Origin of the sequence: Collinsella sp. Sow4_D11, assembly GCF_052116465.1 — a bacterium.
Lineage (GTDB): Bacteria > Actinomycetota > Coriobacteriia > Coriobacteriales > Coriobacteriaceae > Collinsella.
In genome coordinates, this window is the sequence record NZ_JBQKLA010000001.1 from 1 (window position 1) to 17,974 (window position 17,974).

The following is a 17,974-nucleotide window of genomic DNA, read 5'->3' on the forward strand; positions in this document are numbered from 1 at the left end:
CTTCAACTCCGAGCGGGCAAGCGACGCGCTCGGTGGCGCGACACCGGACGACTACCGGTCGTCGCTGGGGATGGCCGCGATTTAGCGGTCCAGGAAATCGTCCGCAGTCCCCGGCTCAGGACGGGATACAGTTTCCCAAACAGGGCTCAATCGGAAACTACGACCCAGTTTGAGGCCTCAAAACGGGACGCAGTTTCCGCCCGATCAGCCTTCGCCGCCATTCCGCCATTCAGCGACGCGCATCAGCAACTCTGTTCACAGAAAATATATGAACATATGTTCGATATAAGCACATCTACCTGCGTATTTTCTGTCGAAAAACTTTGCTACTCCAAAAACACAATCGCGTCAAGGCTTTTCTTGCCCAACGGTCGGTACCTGATAAACTATTAGGTTGCGATAACTGGCGAAGCCATGCCTCGCCAACCCACCGAGCATTTCCGTGAAGGAGGAAAAACCTGGTGACCTACGCATACACTGCCACTGAGCGCAAGCGCGTCAGCTTCGGGAAAATCCCGGAGGCCATGGAGCTCCCCAACCTTATCTCTGTTCAAAGGGAATCCTTTGAGCGTTTTAAGGACGAGGGCCTTCGTGAGGCGTTTAAGGAATCCAGCCCCATCCAGAGCCAGAACCATGTTCTCGAGGTTACCTTCGGCGAGCATCAGTTTGGCGACCCCGCGCATACCGTCGAGGAGTGCCGCGAGAAGGATATGACCTATCAGGCTCCGCTTCTGACCGACGTCCGTCTCACCAACAAGGAGACTGGCGAGATCAAGGAGCAGCTCGTCTTTATGGGCGACTTCCCCATGATGACCGATCAGGGCACCTTCATCATCAACGGTACCGAGCGTATCGTCGTCTCGCAGCTCGTCCGTTCCCCGGGCGTGTACTTCAGCTCCGAGATGGATTCGGGCAAGCAGATCTACAAGGCTCAGATCATCCCGTCCCGCGGTGCCTGGCTTGAGTTTGAGGTCGATAAGCGCGACCAGCTCATGGTCTCCATCGACCGTAAGCGCAAGCAGAGCGCCACGATGTTCCTGCGCGCCCTTGGCATCGCCGTCACCAACGACGACATCATCGAGCTGCTCGGCAACTCCGATGTGATCAAGCGCACCCTCGAGCGCGATACCGCCCTTACCCGCGAGGATGCTCTTATCGAGATCTACCGTCGCCTGCGCCCGGGCGAGCCTCCCACCGTGGATGCTTCCCGCAGCCTGCTCGAGGGCCTGCTCTTCAACCCGCAGCGCTACGACCTGGCCCGCGTCGGTCGCTACAAGGTCAACAAGAAGCTCAACCTCACCACCGAGGAAGAGGTCACGGTGCTCACCGACGAGGATATCGTCGCTACGCTGCGCTACCTTCTGTCCCTCGCTGCCGGCGAGCAGGGCTTCAAGGTTGACGACATCGACCACTTTGGCAACCGCCGTATCCGCACCGTCGGCGAGCTCGTCGCCAACCAGTTCCGTATCGGCATGAGCCGTATGGAGCGCGTCGTCCGTGAGCGCATGAGCTCCCAGGACATCGACGAGATTACCCCGCAGTCGCTCATCAACATCCGCCCGATCGTGGCCTCCATCAAGGAGTTCTTCGGTTCCTCGCAGCTCTCGCAGTTCATGGACCAGGCGAACCCCCTGACCGGTCTGACCCACAAGCGCCGTCTGTCCGCACTCGGCCCTGGCGGTCTTGCCGGCCACAAGTCGGGCTCCAGCCGCCGCACCAACGTGCCGACGGCCGTCCGCGACGTTCACAACTCGCACTACAGCCGCATGTGCCCGATCGAGACCCCCGAAGGCCCCAACATCGGCCTGATCGGCTCGCTTGCCCTCTACGCCCGCGTCAACGAGTATGGCTTCATCGAGGCCCCGTTCCGCCGCGTCGAGAACGGCGTTGCCACCGACCAGATCGACTGGATGACCGCTGACGAGGAAGAGAAGCACGTTATCGCGCCGGCCAACACGCCGCTCGATCCCAAGACCAACGAGTTCATCACGACCGATGCCGAGGGCAAGATCGTCCGTCCGCATTCCGTGATCGCCCGTACCCGCGACTTCGACGGCTCCTTCGGCGCTCCCGCCGACGTGCCCGTCGAGGACGTCGACTACATGGACGTCTCGCCGCGCCAGATGCTCTCCGTCGCAGCCACGCTGATCCCGTTCCTCGAGCACGACGACGCTAAGCGTACGCTCATGGGCGCCAACATGCAGCGTCAGGCCGTGCCGCTGGTTCACCCCGCCGCTCCCTATGTCGGTACCGGCATGGAGCGCCGCGCCGCCCTGGACTCTGGTGAGGTCACCCTGGCCAAGAACGCCGGCGAGGTCATCTTTGCCGACGCCTCCAAGATTATCGTCAAGCATGCCGGCGGCATGGACGAGTATCACCTGGCCAAGTACCAGCGCTCCAACCAGTCCACCTGCATCAACCACCGCCCGCTCGTGCGCGTCGGCGACACCGTTGAGCAGGGTGAGCCTCTGGCCGACGGTCCTTCGACCGATCACGGCGAGCTCGCACTGGGCCAGAACCTCACCGTGGCCTACATGCCGTGGGAAGGCTTCAACTACGAGGACGGTATCGTCGTGTCCGAGCGCCTGGTGGCCGAGGACCTGCTGACGACCATCAACATCACCCGTCACGAGATCGACGCCCGCGATACCAAGCTCGGCCCCGAGGAGATCACTCGCGAGATCCCGAACCTCTCCGAGGACATGCTTGCCAACCTCGACGAGGACGGCATCATCCGCATCGGCGCTGAGGTCGGCCCTGGCGACATCCTGGTCGGCAAGGTTACCCCTAAGGGCGAGAGCGCTCTGACTGCTGAGGAGCGCCTGCTGCGCGCCATCTTCGGTGCCAAGGCTCATGACGTTCGCGACACTTCCCTTAAGATGCCTCACGGCGCTTACGGCCGCGTCATCGACGTCGTCCGCTTTAGCCGCGAGAACGGCGACGACCTGGCCCCCGGCGTCAACGAGCAGGTGCGCGTCTACGTCGCCCAGCGTCGTAAGATCCAGCAGGGCGATAAGATTGCCGGCCGCCACGGTAACAAGGGTGTTATCTGTAACGTTCTGCCGGTCGAGGACATGCCCTACATGGCTGACGGTACCCCGATCGACGTTATCCTCAACCCGCTGGGCGTTCCTTCGCGTATGAACGTCGGCCAGCTGCTCGAGTGCCATCTTGGCTGGGCTGCTGCCTGCGGTTGGGATACCGAGGATGCCGATTCCGACAAGTACGTCCCCGGTCCGTTCTTTACCGCGACGCCCGTCTTCGACGGCGCCAAGGAGGACGAGATCGCCGAGGTCATCCGTCGTGCCAACAAGAATATGCTCAACAAGGCCACCGCTGCCTTTGGCGATCACATGCGCCCCGAGTTTGTCACCCAGCTTGACGAGCGCGGAAAGACCCGCCTGTTTGACGGCCGTACCGGCGAGGAGTTCCGCGAGCCCATTACCGTGGGTACGTCCTACATCCTCAAGCTCGGTCACATGGTCGACGACAAGATCCACGCCCGTTCGACTGGCCCTTACAGCTTGGTTACCCAGCAGCCGCTGGGCGGCAAGGCCCAGTTCGGCGGCCAGCGCTTCGGCGAGATGGAAGTTTGGGCACTGTACGCATACGGTGCTTCCAACGTCCTGCAGGAGATCCTGACCGTCAAGTCCGACGATACCGTGGGCCGCGTCAAGACCTACGAGTCCATCGTCAAGGGCGAGAACGTCCCGGTTCCGGGTATCCCCGAGTCCTTCAAGGTTCTCGTCAAGGAGATCCGTTCCCTCGCACTGGACATCGAGCCCATGCGCGATGCCGACGAGGACGCCTCCGCCCCCGTGACCGCCGAGGAGACCTCTGCCCTCGATGACCTGGCTGCGCTCGCCGGCGTTGACGCCGACGTCGAGGCCCAGGATGCCGAGACCGCCGAGGCACCCGAGGCTGTCGCCGCCACGACCACTGATAAGGAGTAGTTGACTGTGGCAGATTTCGAAGCTACTGAATTTGACTCGGTAAAGATCTCCCTTGCCTCCGCCGACCAGATCCGTTCCTGGTCGCACGGTGAGGTCAAGAAGCCGGAGACCATCAATTACCGTACCCTCAAGCCCGAGAAGGACGGCCTGTTCTGCGAGAAGATCTTCGGTCCCGCCAAGGACTGGGAGTGCTCCTGCGGCAAGTACAAGGGCATCCGCTTTAAGGGCATCGTCTGCGAGCGCTGCGGCGTCGAGGTCACCTCGGCCAAGGTGCGTCGCGACCGCATGGGCCATATCGAGCTCGCCGCTCCCGTGTCCCACATCTGGTACTTCAAGAGCCCCACGAGCTTCCCGATGAGCCGTATGCTCGACATCAAGTCCAAGGACCTCGAGAAGGTTCTGTACTTTGCCAGCTACATCATCACCGAGGTCGACTACGAGGCTCGCGAGGCCGACGCTGACGATCTGCGTGAGGAGCTCGCCGCCGATCTGGAAGAGATCGATGCCGAGTGCGCCCGCCAGATCGAGTCCCTCAAGGAGCAGGGCAACCCCGAGAACTTTGACGAGTTCTCCGACGAGGAGCCGCTGACCCCCGAGGAGATCGCCTCCGGCATCGTCGACATCGAGGAAGAGTGCAAGGACGAGAAGCAGCTCCGCACGGACGCCTTCAACGCCTTCATGAAGCTCACCGAGCGCGACCTCATCTCCGATGAGCCGCTGTTCCGCGAGATGACCCGTTACTACTCCATGTACTTCAAGGGTGGCATGGGTGCCGAGGCCGTCCGCGACCTGCTCGCTGCCATCGACCTCCCCTCCGAGGCCGAGAAGCTCAAGGCCATCATCGCCGACGAGGACTCCCAGAAGCAGAAGCGCGAGAAGGCCGTCAAGCGCCTCGAGGTCGTTGACGCCTTCCTGAAGGGCGGCAACAGCCCCGCGAACATGATTCTGGATGTCATCCCGGTCATTCCGCCCGATCTGCGCCCGATGGTCCAGCTCGACGGCGGCCGCTTCGCCGCGTCCGACCTCAACGACCTGTATCGTCGCGTGATCAACCGTAACAACCGACTCAAGCGCCTGCTCGACCTGGACGCCCCTGCGATCATCGTGAACAACGAGAAGCGCATGCTCCAGGAGTCCGTGGACGCCCTGTTCGACAACGGCCGCCGTGGGCGCCCGGTCTCTGGCCGTGGTGGTCGCCCGCTCAAGTCGCTCGCCGAGGCCCTCAAGGGCAAGCAGGGTCGTTTCCGCCAGAACTTGCTGGGCAAGCGTGTCGACTACTCCGGCCGTTCGGTAATCGTTACCGACCCCAAGCTGCTGCTGCACCAGTGCGGTCTGCCCAAGACCATGGCGCTGGAGCTCTTCAAACCCTTCGTCATGAAGCGCCTGGTCGAGCTTGGCAAGGTCGAGAACATCAAGGGCGCCAAGCGCGCTATCGACCGCGGCGCCACCTTTGTGTGGGACATCCTCGAAGAGGTCATCGACGGTCGTGTCGTGCTGCTCAACCGTGCACCGACCCTGCACCGTCTGTCCATCCAGGCCTTTGAGCCGGTGCTGGTCGAGGGTAAGGCTATCCACCTGCACCCGCTGGTCTGCGCGCCCTTCAACGCCGACTTCGACGGCGACCAGATGTCTGTCCACGTGCCGCTGTCCAGCCAGGCTCAGGCCGAGGCCCGCGTGCTCATGCTCTCTGCGAACAACCTGCGCTCGCCGGCATCCGGCAAGCCGGTCAACATCCCCTCGCAGGACATGATCATTGGTGTGTACTACCTGACCCAGGTCCGCGACGGTCTGCCGGGCGAGAACCACGTGTTCTCGAGCTTCGACGACGCGCTGCACGCCTATGACTGCCGCTCCGAGGTCGACATGCAGGCCAAGATTCAGGTCCGCGTGTCCGCCGAGAACGCCAACGTCATCAACGAGGACGGTACCCGTATCTTCCGCGTCAAGAACGGCAAGAACGAGTTCGTCGACTACGATGTCACCGGCAACAAGACCGCACGCTTCGAGACTTCTATCGGCCGCATCATCTTCAACCGCCAGTGCCTGCCCGAAGACTACGAGTTCATGAACTACAAGATGGTCAAGGGCGATGTGGCCAAGCTGGTTGCCGACTGCTGCGATCGTTACCCCGAGGCCAAGGTCGGCCCGATCCTCGACTCTATCAAGTACTCCGGCTTCCACTACGCTACCCGCGCCGGCCTCACCATCTCGGTGTGGGACGCTCTCATCCCTGCCGAGAAGCAGGAGCTGCTCGACCGCGCCCAGGCCAACGTCGACCAGATCAACGAGTACTTCGAGGAGGGCTTCATCAACGAGACGGAGCGCCACATCGAAGTCGTTAACGAGTGGACCGCTTGTACCGACAAGGTTGCAGCGCTCATGCTCGACATGTTCGACGAGGAGAACCCGCTGTACATGATGGCCGACTCCGGCGCCCGTGGTTCTAAGACCCAGCTGCGTCAGCTCGGCGGCATGCGTGGCCTGATGGCAGATATGTCCGGCGAGACGATCGACCTTCCCATTAAGGCGAACTTCCGCGAGGGCCTGCTGCCGCTCGAGTACTTCATTTCGACCTACGGCGCCCGTAAGGGCCTGGTCGATACCGCATCCCACACCTCGGACTCTGGCTACCTGACCCGTCGTCTGGTCGACGTGGCCCAGGACGTCATCGTCCGCGAGGAGGACTGCGGTACGCACGAGGGCGTCACCTACAACCTCATCATCCCCGGCACCACCGACCTCAACACCGATCTTGTCGGCCGTTGCTTTATTGAGGACGTCGTGGCTCCCGATGGCACCGTGCTCTTTGAGCAGGACGGCTATATCGAGAAGGTCGCCGACATCCAGAAGATGGTCGATGCGGGCCTTAAGAAGGTCAAGCTTCGCGCGCTGCTCACCTGCCGCTCCAAGTACGGCGTGTGCCAGAAGTGCTACGGCTGGGATCTTTCCACCCGTCGTCCGGTCGCCATCGGTACCGCAGTCGGCATTATTGCCGCCCAGTCCATCGGCGAGCCCGGTACGCAGCTTACGATGCGTACCATTCACTCCGGCGGCGTCGCTGGCGTCGACGATATTACGCAGGGTCTGCCTACGGTCAGCCGTATGTTCGATATCGTCGGCAACGTCAACGAGAAGATCCTGGGTCGCGAGGCCGAGCTGGCTCCGTACTCCGGCCACCTCTCGATTAAGCCCGAGAAGTCCGAGTACGTGCTGACGCTCACCGACTCCGAGGATCACACCCGTGTCCTCGACGAGCGTCGCGTCCCCGCTTCGGTGCGCTTTATGCCCGAGATCGAGGACGGCTGCGAGGTTCGCGCCGGCGACCAGATCACCAAGGGCTTCGTCAACTTCCGCAACCTGCGCAAGCTGACCGACATCGAGTCGACGATGCACACCTTCGTCGAGAGCGTCAAGGACGTCTACACCAGCCAGGGCGTCGACCTGAACGACAAGCACATCGAGGTGCTCGCACGTCAGATGCTGCGTCGCGTTCAGATCACCAACCCCGGCGACTCCAAGTACCTGCTTGGTCAGTACGTCGACCGCTACGAGTTCGCCGACGAGGTCGAGCGCGTTGCCCGTCTGGGCGGTCAGGCTCCCGTGGCTGAGCCCGTCATCTTGGGTACGCTCAAGGTTGCGTCCAACATCGACTCCTGGCTGTCGAGCGCTTCGTTCATCCGTACCGCCGGCGTCCTTACCGAGGCTGCTATTGAGGGCAAGGTCGACCACCTGCTCGACCTTAAGTCCAACGTCATCGTCGGTAAGAAGATCCCGGCTGGTACCGGCCTCAAGCCGTACGCTAACGCCAAGCTGACGTATCGCACGGCCGACGGCTACGTGGACATCGATGGTCCGGCTTCGCCCAACGCCAAGTCGCTGCCCGAGTGGGCCCCCGTGGAGCTCAAGGACCTGGACGAGCGGCTCCCTCAGCAGCTCGACTGGGCCGGCTACGACGAGTTTGGCGGTGCCGACGGTTCGTTCACCCGCAACGGCCACACCATCTCCGCCGAGAAGGCTCGCCTGTACCTGTTCGACGACCTGGGCGTGTCGCAGCGCTGGACCAACAAGTTCAGTGAGGTCGGCATCGAGACGGTCGGCGACCTGGTTGGCAAGTCCGAGGAGGATCTGCTGCGCATCGATGGCATCGGTGCCAAGGCGATCGAGGAGCTCCGTGACGGCCTCGAGGCCCACGACCTGCTCTACATCCTCGAGAACAACGACGACGTTGCCGACGAGGAAGACCTCTCGCAGCTGCTGCAGATGGTCTTTAGCCCCGACGGTCCGGATGACATCCTGCTGGGCACCTCCGCTCCGACGCATCACGCCGATGCCGACGAGGAGCTCCTGGGCGCCCCGATCGACGACAAGAAGGCTTCCGCCAACGGTGCCATCAACGAGGACATGGCTTCCCTCGACGAGCTGCTCAACCAGCTCGTGGACACCGACGACGCCGAAGAGGCCAAGGACAACGACGGGGAGTAATTTCCTAGTACGTTAACCGCCCTTCCAAAGACCCGCTCCCCAACAGGGAAGCGGGTCTTTTTTGTTGGGGAACGTTGCCCTGACGAGCACGTCGGATTCCCGGGACGGGCGGCCCAGGGGGTAAGTTTGTCGCATGTTCCGCACGAGCCGGAGGCCACTTAATGTGGCCTCCGTGCGAGCCAGGACTGTAGAGCAGCAAACTTAACCCCTATGCCGCCCGTCCCGGGATCCGCCCTCGCGCACAGGAGGGGATTCCTTTTGTGTAGGCTTTGCGGAAATGTGGCTATTTTAGGATACGCCCGGCGGCGTGGTCTGTTGACGACACAGCTAACGGCACGTATCCTATCGAACTGCGTGTTTCGTAGGGGGATGCTGACCCCTCGATTCAAGCCGTTGCACTTTACAGAAAGCTGGAATCATTCGAGAAGGAGTACGCTTTGCCTACTATTAACCAGCTGGTTCGCCAGGGCCGTCGTTCCGCGCCCAAGAAGTCCAAGAACGCTGCTCTGCAGCACAACTCCCAGAAGCGCGGCGTGTGCACCCGCGTCTTCACCACGAGCCCCAAGAAGCCGAACTCGGCTCTTCGCAAGGTTGCCCGTGTTCGCCTCGTCAACGGCATCGAAGTTACTGCTTACATTCCGGGTGAGGGCCACAACCTGCAGGAGCACTCCATCGTGCTCGTCCGCGGCGGTCGTGTTCGTGACCTCCCTGGTGTCCGTTATCACGTCATCCGTGGCGCCTACGATGCTGCTCCGGTCCAGAACCGTATGCAGGCCCGTTCCAAGTACGGTGCTAAGCGCCCCAAGGCCAAATAAGCCAGATAACGTTTTGATACTTTCGCCGTGTGCCGCCTAAGCGCCGCACGGTAGACACTTAAGGAGATTTCACATGCCGCGTCGTGCAGCAGCTAATCGTCGTGAGGTTCAGCCTGACGCCGTTTACAACAACCGCCTGGTGACTCAGCTCATCAACAAGGTCCTTCTTGACGGCAAGAAGGCCACCGCTGAGCGCATCGTTTACACCGCTTTCGAGATCGTTGCCGAGAAGTCCGAGGGTGGCGACGCTCTCGCTACCTTCAAGAAGGCTATGGACAACGTCAAGCCCACGCTCGAGGTTAAGCCCAAGCGTGTCGGTGGCGCTACCTATCAGGTCCCGATGGAGGTCAACTCCCGTCGTTCCACCGCTCTGGGCATCCGCTGGATCGTCAACTTCTCCCGCGCTCGCAAGGAGAAGACCATGGCTGAGCGTCTCGCAAACGAGATTCTGGACGCTTCCAACGGCCTGGGCGCTTCCGTCAAGAAGCGTGAGGACGTCTTCAAGATGGCCGAGGCCAACCGCGCGTTCTCTCACTATCGTTGGTAAGTTAAGGTAAGGAACTAACATGGCTAAGGCTAAGCACAAGCTTTCCGATACCCGTAACATCGGCATCATGGCCCACATCGATGCCGGTAAGACCACCACGACCGAGCGTATTCTTTACTACACCGGTAAGACCCACAAGATCGGTGAGGTCCATGAGGGCGCTGCCACCATGGACTGGATGGTTCAGGAGCAGGAGCGCGGCGTAACCATTACCTCCGCTGCTACCACGTGCTTCTGGAACAAGGACGGTAAGGACTACCGCATCCAGATCATCGACACCCCGGGCCACGTTGACTTCACCGCCGAGGTCGAGCGCTGCCTGCGTGTCCTCGATGGCGCTGTCGCCGTCTTCGACGCCGTTGCCGGCGTCCAGCCCCAGTCTGAGACCGTTTGGCGTCAGGCTTCTACCTTCAACGTTCCCCGCATCGCCTTCATCAACAAGTATGACCGCGTGGGCGCTGACTTCTTCAACGCTATCGAGACCATGAAGGATCGTCTCGACGCCAACGCCGTGGCCGCTCAGGTCCCGATGGGCGCCGAGGACAACTTCTGGGGCGTCATCGACCTGGTCACCATGACTGCATGGGACTTCAAGGCCGACGAGAAGGGCATGACCTACCCCGAGCCGATGGATGAGATCCCGGCTGAGTTCGCCGACATCGCTGCCACCAAGCGCGAGGAGCTCCTCGACGCTGCTGCCAGCTTTGACGACGAGCTCATGGAGAAGATCCTCATGGAGGAGGACTTCACCGTCGAGGAGCTCAAGGCTGCTCTGCGCAAGGGCGTTCTGGCCAACGAGCTCAACCTCGTCTTTGTGGGCTCCGCCTACAAGAACAAGGGCGTTCAGGAGCTGCTCGACGCTGTCGTCGACTACCTGCCCAGCCCGCTCGACGTTGAGGCCGTCACCGGTACCGATCCGGAAACCGGCGAGGAGATCGTGCGTCATCCCTCCTTCGACGAGCCCTTCTCCGGCCTGGTCTTCAAGATCATGACCGACCCGTTCGTCGGTAAGCTCACCTACGTCCGCGTTTATTCCGGTCGCGCCGAGTCCGGCTCCTACGTGGTCAACGCCTCCAACGGTCAGCGCGAGCGCCTCGGCCGCATCCTCGAGATGAACGCCGCCGAGCGTATCGACCGTGACGACGCTTGCGCCGGTGACATCGTCGCCTGCGTTGGCTTCAAGAACTCCACCACCGGTGACACCCTGTGCGCCGAGGGCAAGGAGATCGTCCTCGAGAAGATCGAGTTCGCTAAGCCCGTTATCGACGTTGCTATCGAGCCCAAGACCAAGGCCGAGCAGGACAAGATGTCCCTGGCTCTGACCAAGCTCGCCGAGGAGGACCCGACCTTCACGGTGTCCACCAACCACGAGACCGGCCAGACCATCATCGCCGGCATGGGCGAGCTGCACCTCGAGATCATCGTTGACCGTCTGCTCCGTGAGTTCAAGGTTGACGCTAACGTCGGTAAGCCCCAGGTTGCCTACCGCGAGACCGCTGGTCACGATGTCGAGAGGGCTGAGGGCAAGTTCGTCCGTCAGTCCGGCGGTCGCGGTCAGTACGGCCACGCCGTCATCAAGCTCGAGAAGATGGAGGAGGGCTTCGGCTACGAGTTCGTCAACGCTATCGTCGGCGGCGTCGTGCCCAAGGAGTACATCCCGTCCATCGACAAGGGCATCCAGGAGGCCCTGAACACCGGTGTTATCGCCGGCTTCCCGGTCCTCGACGTTAAGGTCACCCTGTTCGACGGTTCTTACCACGAGGTCGACTCCTCCGAGGCCGCCTTCAAGATCGCCGGTTCCATGGCTATCAAGGACGCCCTCAAGAAGTCCGATCCGCAGCTGCTCGAGCCGATCATGGCTGTCGAGGTCGAGACCCCCGAGCAGTACATGGGCGACGTTATGGGCAACCTCTCCGGTCGCCGCGGCAAGATCGAGGGCATGGAGGATCGCAAGAACACCAAGCTCATCCGTGCCAAGGTGCCGCTGGGCGAGATGTTCGGTTACGCTACCGACCTTCGCTCCCAGACCCAGGGCCGTGCATCCTACACGATGCAGTTCGACTCTTATGAGCCTGCGCCCAAGTCCATCGTGGACGAGGTCATGAGCAAGAACGCCTAAGTTCGAGCTCCCTGTTACGTAATCCGCGAGAACATCTCTCGCACTCTTTGGAGGTTTAAGTTGGCTACCCAGAAGATCCGCATTCGCCTCAAGGGCTATGATCACGAGGTCGTCGATCAGTCCGCGAAGCTCATTGTCGAGACCGCTCAGAAGACCGGCGCTCGCGTTTCCGGTCCTGTCCCCCTGCCCACCGAGCGCAACCTGTACACGGTTATCCGCTCGCCGCACAAGGACAAGGACTCCCGCGAGCAGTTCGAGATGCGCACCCACAAGCGCCTCATCGACATCCTCGACCCCACCTCGGGCACCGTTGATTCGCTCATGCGTCTCGACCTCCCCGCTGGCGTCGACATCGACATCAAGCTCTAAGCTTTTTGCTCGATAGTGCGATTTGTAAGGCCGCAGCCCTAAGGGTTGCGGCCTTTTTTGTATCGATGGGGTAAAGGGTCTACACTACTGAGCTATTCGACAAACGGGTGTATGAGTAAAACTGTTGGGGGCAGATATAGATGGTCGAGTGGATCGTTCGTCGTGCGCAGGGCGACCGTGCGCGCGTGGGCACGTTGGCGGGCGTGGTGTGTATTCTCGCTAATGTGGCACTATGCGCTGCGAAGGGTGCAATTGGCGTGCTGTCGGGATCAGTTTCGATTGTGGCGGACGCCATGAACAACCTGTCCGACGCCAGCTCAAACATCGTGAGCGTGCTTGGCTTTAAGCTGGCGGGCAAGCCGGCAGACCCCGAGCACCCTTACGGCCATGGCCGCTACGAGTATCTCTCGGGTCTGGTCGTGGCGGCGCTCGTGCTGCTCATCGGCCTCGAACTGGTGAAGTCCTCGTTTGAGCGCATCGTCCACCCCGAACCCGTCGAGTTCTCGCTTGCCCTGGTGGCAGTCTTGGCGCTTTCGATGGTTGTTAAACTGTGGATGGCGGCCCTCAACCAAAAGCTCGGTGACCGTATTGAGTCTGAGACGCTGCATGCGACCGCGCAAGATTCCAAGAACGATGTCCTTGCCACAGGCGCCGTGTTAGCGTGCGCAATTGTTTCGCAGGTGACGCATATCAATCTTGATGCTTGGGTCGGCCTTGCCGTTGGCGCCTATATTGGCTGGAGCGGTTTTGAGCTCATCCAGGATACGGTGAGCCCGCTTTTGGGTCAGGCGCCCGATCCCAAGCTGGTCGAACATATTCGCGGCAAGATCATGAGCTACCCTGGCGTTTTGGGCGTTCATGACCTAATGGTTCACGACTACGGTCCGGGCAGGAAGTTCGCAAGCGCTCACGCCGAGATGGCGGCCGAGGCCAGCCCGCTGGAAAGTCATGACACGCTCGATAACATTGAACAGGCATTTAGGGACGAAGACGACATGATTGTCACGCTTCACTACGATCCCATCGTGACCGATGACCCCAAGGTGGCGAGCATGCGCTTGCGCATTCACGCCATGGCCCAACAGATCGATAGCCGCCTTTCGATTCATGACCTGCGCTGTGTGCCGGGTCCTACGCACACCAACGTGATCTTTGACTGCGTGCGTCCCTCGGATTTGGGCATGGGGTCCGATGAGCTCAGGCACGCGTTGGCCCAGAGGGTCGAATCGGAATATCCCAAGTCGATTGCCAAGATTACGATCGACGATGACTACGTAGGGCATACCCACGAGTAGGTCTGCGCCGGCAAAGCACGTTATACAGAAGGGGAGAATATGAAGAGGCTGTATCTGCTCCGCCACGGCCAGACGGAATTCAACGTCAAAAAGCTCGTCCAGGGTCGCTGTGATTCACCGCTTACCGATTTGGGCCGTCAACAGGCCCAAGCGGCAGCCGAATGGCTCAAAGCCCACGGCGTTGTCCCCGACAAAGTGGTCTCATCGCCTTTAGGCCGAGCCATGGACACGGCAAGTCTCGTCGCATGCGAGATCTTCGGTCCGGATGCCACTGTCGAACCCTGCGAAGGCATCATCGAGCGCGGCTATGGGACCTTCGAGGAAGGCCCGCACGACGCATTGCCTACCGACGTTTGGGATCCGGGCGAGGATTTGGTCCCCTTTGGAGGAGAAGGAAGCCGCGCGCTACAAGAACGCATGGTAGACACCCTCACCAATCTCATGGGCGCCGAGGGCATCGAAACCCTTCTAGCAGTAAGCCACGGCAGCGCCAGCCGCCAATTCATCAAGGCTGCAGCCCCAGAGGGTTTCGAGCTCCCAGCAAAACTCCCCAACTGCGCCATCATGATCTTCGATTTCGACGATGCGCGAGAAGAGGACGATACGCCCCAATGCAAGTTCACCTTGCAGCAAATTGTGGATCCCCAACAAAGTCATTAGCTGAGCGAGCAGAGTTAAGCAGACATCAACGTGTCGTTCCCAGTGTGCGGCGGAGGGGGCGGGCCTGAGACATATTAAGGTTGTCGCGAGTTCCGCACGAACAGGAGAGCACTTAATGTGCTCTCCGTCGTGAGCAGGACTGTAGAGCAGCAACCTTAATATGTCTCAGGCCCGCCCCCTCCGCCGCACACTGGGAACGTGCCACGCACTTTACCTGCGTAAACAATGTGAGTGAAATATGAATCTCGATGGATACGCCCGCAGCCGTGTATACTAAACAGCTGTGTGAAACCAGGGGAGTATTCTGGCTGGACAAAATGCCTGCTTAATAGGGTTGTCAGGTAGTCCGGACGCAATACAAGGCTGGGGAGCACGTCGTGTAAGTAGTGGTCCTCTAGGGGCGTACGCTCGGTGGTGTACGCATTGTCCCAAGACCACGCGAGAGTTGGGATCATATCTTGATCAGCATGATTCTCGGCCGCAAGATTGGCATGACCCAGGTTTGGGACGAGAACGACAACGTCGTTCCCGTCACGGTCATCCAGGCTGGCCCCTGCGCTGTCTCGCAGGTTAAAACTCAGGCAACCGACGGCTACGACGCCGTCCAGATCGGTTTCGGCGACATCAAGGCCAAGAACGTGAACAAGCCCATGGCTGGTCACTTCGCCAAGGCCGGCGTCGAGCCTGTCCGCTTCCTTCGTGAGGTCCGCGTCGAGAACGGCGAGGAGCACAAGGTCGGCGAGGTCGTCACCGTCGCTGATTTCGCTGATGTCGAGAAGGTCGACGTCATCGGTACCTCCAAGGGTAAGGGCTTCCAGGGTCGCATCAAGCGCTGGGGTCAGCGCCGCGGTCCTATGACGCATGGTTCTCACTTCCAGCGTCACCCCGGTTCTATCGGTCAGTGCGCCTATCCTGCGCGCGTCCTCAAGGGCGTCAAGATGGCCGGCCACATGGGTAACGAGCGCGTTACCGTCAAGAACCTTTCCGTTGTCCGCATCGATGCCGAGCAGAACCTCATCTTGGTCAAGGGCGCTGTCCCGGGTGCCAAGAATGGTCTCGTCGCCATCCGTATGGCCTAAGGGCCCAGCCCATTTAGCCCAGCGTCATACCAAGGAGAACACTTAAATGGCAAAGTTTGAAGTAAAGAACAGCGAGGGCAAGAAGGTCGCCGAGGCCGAGCTCGCCGCTGAGGTGTACGGCATCGAGCCGAACATCCACGTTATGCACCACATCGTCAAGTGCCAGATGGCCTCTTGGCGTCAGGGCACCCAGTCCGCTAAGGGCCGCTCTGAGGTTTCCGGTGGCGGCAAGAAGCCTTGGCGTCAGAAGGGCACCGGTCGTGCCCGCCAGGGTTCCATCCGTGCTGCCCAGTGGCGTCACGGTGGCGTTGTCTTCGCCCCCAAGCCCCGTTCCTACGCTAAGCGTATGAACAACAAGGAGGTCAAGCTGGCTATGCGCTCTGCGCTGTCCGCCAAGCTGGCCGATGGCGAGCTCGTGCTCGTCGACGACTACGGCTTCGAGAAGCCTTCCACCAAGGCTGCCGTTGCCATGCTCAAGGCTCTTGGCCTTGAGGGCAAGCGTCTGACCATCATCGTTCGCGATGAGGACGTCAACGCCTACCTGTCGTTCCGCAACATTCCCAAGACGTTCATCATCACTGCCGACGAGGCCAACACCTATGATCTCGTCAACAACAACGCTGTGCTGATGCCCGCCGACATCGCCGCTCACTTCGGGGAGGTGCTTGCATAAATGACCGCCCACGAGATCATCATTCGTCCGATCGTGTCCGAGCGTTCCTTCTCCGGCATGGAGCAGAACAAGTACACGTTCGAGGTCGCCAAGGATGCTAACAAGTATCAGATCAAGGACGCTGTCGAGGAGATCTTCGGCGTCAAGGTCGTTCGCGTGAACACCCTGACGGTCAAGCCCAAGACCAAGCGCGTGCGCTATGTCGCCGGCAAGACCCGTTCTTGGAAGAAGGCCATCGTTACGCTGGCCGAGGGCGACACCATCGAGGTCTTTGGCAACCAGGCCTAAGACTCGCTGCTGTTGAGTGAGCTCATGCCTCCCAAATAGGGGAGGCGAGAGCTCAAGGTTTTGGGCGTATAAAATGGACACGCCCGGAACCGTGTATACGTCCGGTGTCATCGCACCCGAGGCAGAACCTCGAATCCCTGTCTGCGATGGCTAACGGATACCTATTGAAAGGGATTGTAATGGCTGTAAAGCACCTTAAGCCGACCTCCGCTGGTAGGCGTTGGCAGACGATCTCCGACTTCTCCGAGATCACCTGCACCAAGCCCGAGAAGTCTCTTCTCGAGCCCCTGCCCAAGAAGGCCGGTCGTAACAACAACGGCCGCATCACCACCCGCCACCAGGGCGGCGGCGTGAAGCGTCGTTACCGCGTGATCGACTTCAAGCGCAACAAGGACGGCGTGCCCGCCAAGGTTGCCACGATCGAGTACGATCCGAACCGTTCCGCTCGCATCGCTCTGCTGCACTATGCTGACGGTGAGAAGCGCTACATCCTGGCCCCCAAGGGCCTCGAGGTCGGTCAGACCGTCATGTCCGGTTCTGACGCCGACATCAAGCCGGGCAACGCTCTGCCCCTCGCCGACATCCCCGTCGGTACGCTCATCCACGCCGTCGAGTTCCAGCCGGGCAAGGGCGCCGCTATCGCCCGTTCCGCCGGTAACTCCTGCCAGCTGATGGGTAAGGAGGGCAAGTACGCCATCGTCCGTATGCCTTCCTCCGAGATGCGCCGCATCCTCGTTACCTGCCGCGCCACCGTCGGTGAGGTCGGCAACGCCGATCACGCCAACATCGTCATCGGCAAGGCCGGCCGTAAGCGTCACATGAACGTGCGCCCGACCGTCCGCGGTACCGTCATGAACCCTGTCGACCACCCGCACGGCGGTGGCGAGGGCAAGAACCACACCTCTGGTCGTCCCTCTGTTACCCCCTGGGGTAAGCCGACGAAGGGCCTTCGTACGCGCAAGAAGAAGAAGGTCTCGAACCAGCACATCATTCGTCGCCGTAAGAAGTAATTTCGGATACCGAGTTTTAGGAGAAAGCACTTATGAGCAGAAGTCTCAAAAAGGGCCCGTTCGTGGAGACTCGCCTTCTCTCGCGTATCACCGCGATGAACGAGGCTGGCAAGAAGGACGTCGTGAAGACCTGGTCCCGCGCGTCCACCATCTTCCCCGAGATGGTTGGTCACACCATCGCCGTCCACGACGGCCGCAAGCATGTGCCCGTGTATGTTACCGAGTCCATGGTTGGTCACAAGCTCGGCGAGTTTGCGCCGACTCGTACGTTCCGTGGCCACAAGGCCAAATAGGGGGTTAACCGTAAATGGCAACTAAGTCTATTGAAACTGAGGCCACCGAGGTTCGCGCCGTCGCTAAGTACGTGCGTGTTTCCCCCAGCAAGGCCCGCCTGGTGGTCGATCTGATCCGCCGCAAGCCTGTCGCTCAGGCCTTCGACATCCTCCACTTCTGCGACCGCGCCGTCGCCGTGGATGTCGAGAAGGTTCTCCGTTCCGCCGTTGCGAACGCCGAGAACAACAACGGTCTGCGTGCCGACAACCTGGTTGTCGCTGCTGCCTATGTTGACGAGGGTCCGACGCTTAAGCGCATCCGTCCCCGCGCCAAGGGTTCCGCTTCTCGCATTCTGAAGCGTACTTCCCACATCACCGTCGTCGTTGCTCCTCGAAAGGAGGCGTAAAGCTG

General features: G+C 60.8%; 14 protein-coding genes. All 14 read left to right on the forward strand.

Features of this window, described 5'->3' with window-relative positions; translation table 11 throughout:
* Nucleotides 1-524: 524 nt before the first annotated feature.
* The 14 genes from rpoB to rplV all read left to right on the forward strand — a co-directional run bounded on the left by rpoB (nt 525) and on the right by rplV (nt 17,969).
* Entirely contained in the window at nt 525-3,953 is a 3,429-nt protein-coding gene (gene rpoB, locus ACTQ40_RS00005; RefSeq protein ID WP_229770619.1) for a DNA-directed RNA polymerase subunit beta, read from the forward strand.
* Nucleotides 3,954-3,959: 6 nt separating this feature from the next.
* Complete coding sequence (locus ACTQ40_RS00010; protein ID WP_370450532.1) at nt 3,960-8,435, forward strand: DNA-directed RNA polymerase subunit beta'; 4,476 nt, start codon at nt 3,960-3,962, stop codon at nt 8,433-8,435.
* A 437-nt stretch (nt 8,436-8,872) separates the two neighbouring features.
* Entirely contained in the window at nt 8,873-9,250 is a 378-nt protein-coding gene (gene rpsL / locus ACTQ40_RS00015; protein ID WP_154514699.1) for a 30S ribosomal protein S12, read from the forward strand.
* Between the two features lie 73 nt (nt 9,251-9,323).
* Nucleotides 9,324-9,797 carry a 30S ribosomal protein S7 gene (rpsG, locus tag ACTQ40_RS00020; protein ID WP_006235013.1) on the forward strand — a complete coding sequence of 158 codons (474 nt, stop codon included), beginning with the start codon at nt 9,324-9,326 and terminating at the stop codon, nt 9,795-9,797.
* Between the two features lie 19 nt (nt 9,798-9,816).
* Nucleotides 9,817-11,916 (forward strand): elongation factor G, encoded by a 2,100-nt coding sequence (fusA, locus tag ACTQ40_RS00025; protein WP_154514697.1) that lies wholly within the window; start codon nt 9,817-9,819, stop codon nt 11,914-11,916.
* Nucleotides 11,917-11,976: 60 nt separating this feature from the next.
* Complete coding sequence (rpsJ, locus tag ACTQ40_RS00030; protein ID WP_427717612.1) at nt 11,977-12,285, forward strand: 30S ribosomal protein S10; 309 nt, start codon at nt 11,977-11,979, stop codon at nt 12,283-12,285.
* Nucleotides 12,286-12,425: 140 nt separating this feature from the next.
* Nucleotides 12,426-13,580: a cation diffusion facilitator family transporter gene (locus ACTQ40_RS00035; protein WP_441563042.1), complete on the forward strand. Its 1,155-nt coding sequence runs from the start codon at nt 12,426-12,428 to the stop codon at nt 13,578-13,580.
* 39 nt (nt 13,581-13,619) lie between these two features.
* A complete protein-coding gene (locus tag ACTQ40_RS00040; RefSeq protein WP_441563043.1) occupies nt 13,620-14,240 on the forward strand; it encodes a histidine phosphatase family protein in 621 nt (206 codons plus the stop codon).
* 458 nt (nt 14,241-14,698) lie between these two features.
* Entirely contained in the window at nt 14,699-15,319 is a 621-nt protein-coding gene (gene rplC, locus ACTQ40_RS00045) for a 50S ribosomal protein L3 (RefSeq protein ID WP_089572481.1), read from the forward strand.
* A gap of 46 nt (nt 15,320-15,365) precedes the next feature.
* The gene (gene rplD / locus ACTQ40_RS00050) at nt 15,366-15,992 is read left to right on the forward strand and encodes a 50S ribosomal protein L4 (RefSeq protein ID WP_006235032.1); all 627 of its coding nucleotides are present in this window, start codon (nt 15,366-15,368) and stop codon (nt 15,990-15,992) included.
* On the forward strand, nt 15,993-16,280 hold the full coding sequence (gene rplW / locus ACTQ40_RS00055) for a 50S ribosomal protein L23 (protein ID WP_006235033.1): 288 nt from the start codon (nt 15,993-15,995) through the stop codon (nt 16,278-16,280).
* A gap of 179 nt (nt 16,281-16,459) precedes the next feature.
* Nucleotides 16,460-17,290, forward strand: a complete 831-nt coding sequence (rplB, locus tag ACTQ40_RS00060) for a 50S ribosomal protein L2 (RefSeq protein WP_117583062.1) — start codon at nt 16,460-16,462, stop codon at nt 17,288-17,290.
* Nucleotides 17,291-17,322: 32 nt separating this feature from the next.
* Complete coding sequence (gene rpsS, locus ACTQ40_RS00065; RefSeq protein WP_006235035.1) at nt 17,323-17,583, forward strand: 30S ribosomal protein S19; 261 nt, start codon at nt 17,323-17,325, stop codon at nt 17,581-17,583.
* Between the two features lie 14 nt (nt 17,584-17,597).
* Nucleotides 17,598-17,969: a 50S ribosomal protein L22 gene (gene rplV / locus ACTQ40_RS00070; protein WP_006235036.1), complete on the forward strand. Its 372-nt coding sequence runs from the start codon at nt 17,598-17,600 to the stop codon at nt 17,967-17,969.
* Nucleotides 17,970-17,974: the final 5 nt, after the last annotated feature.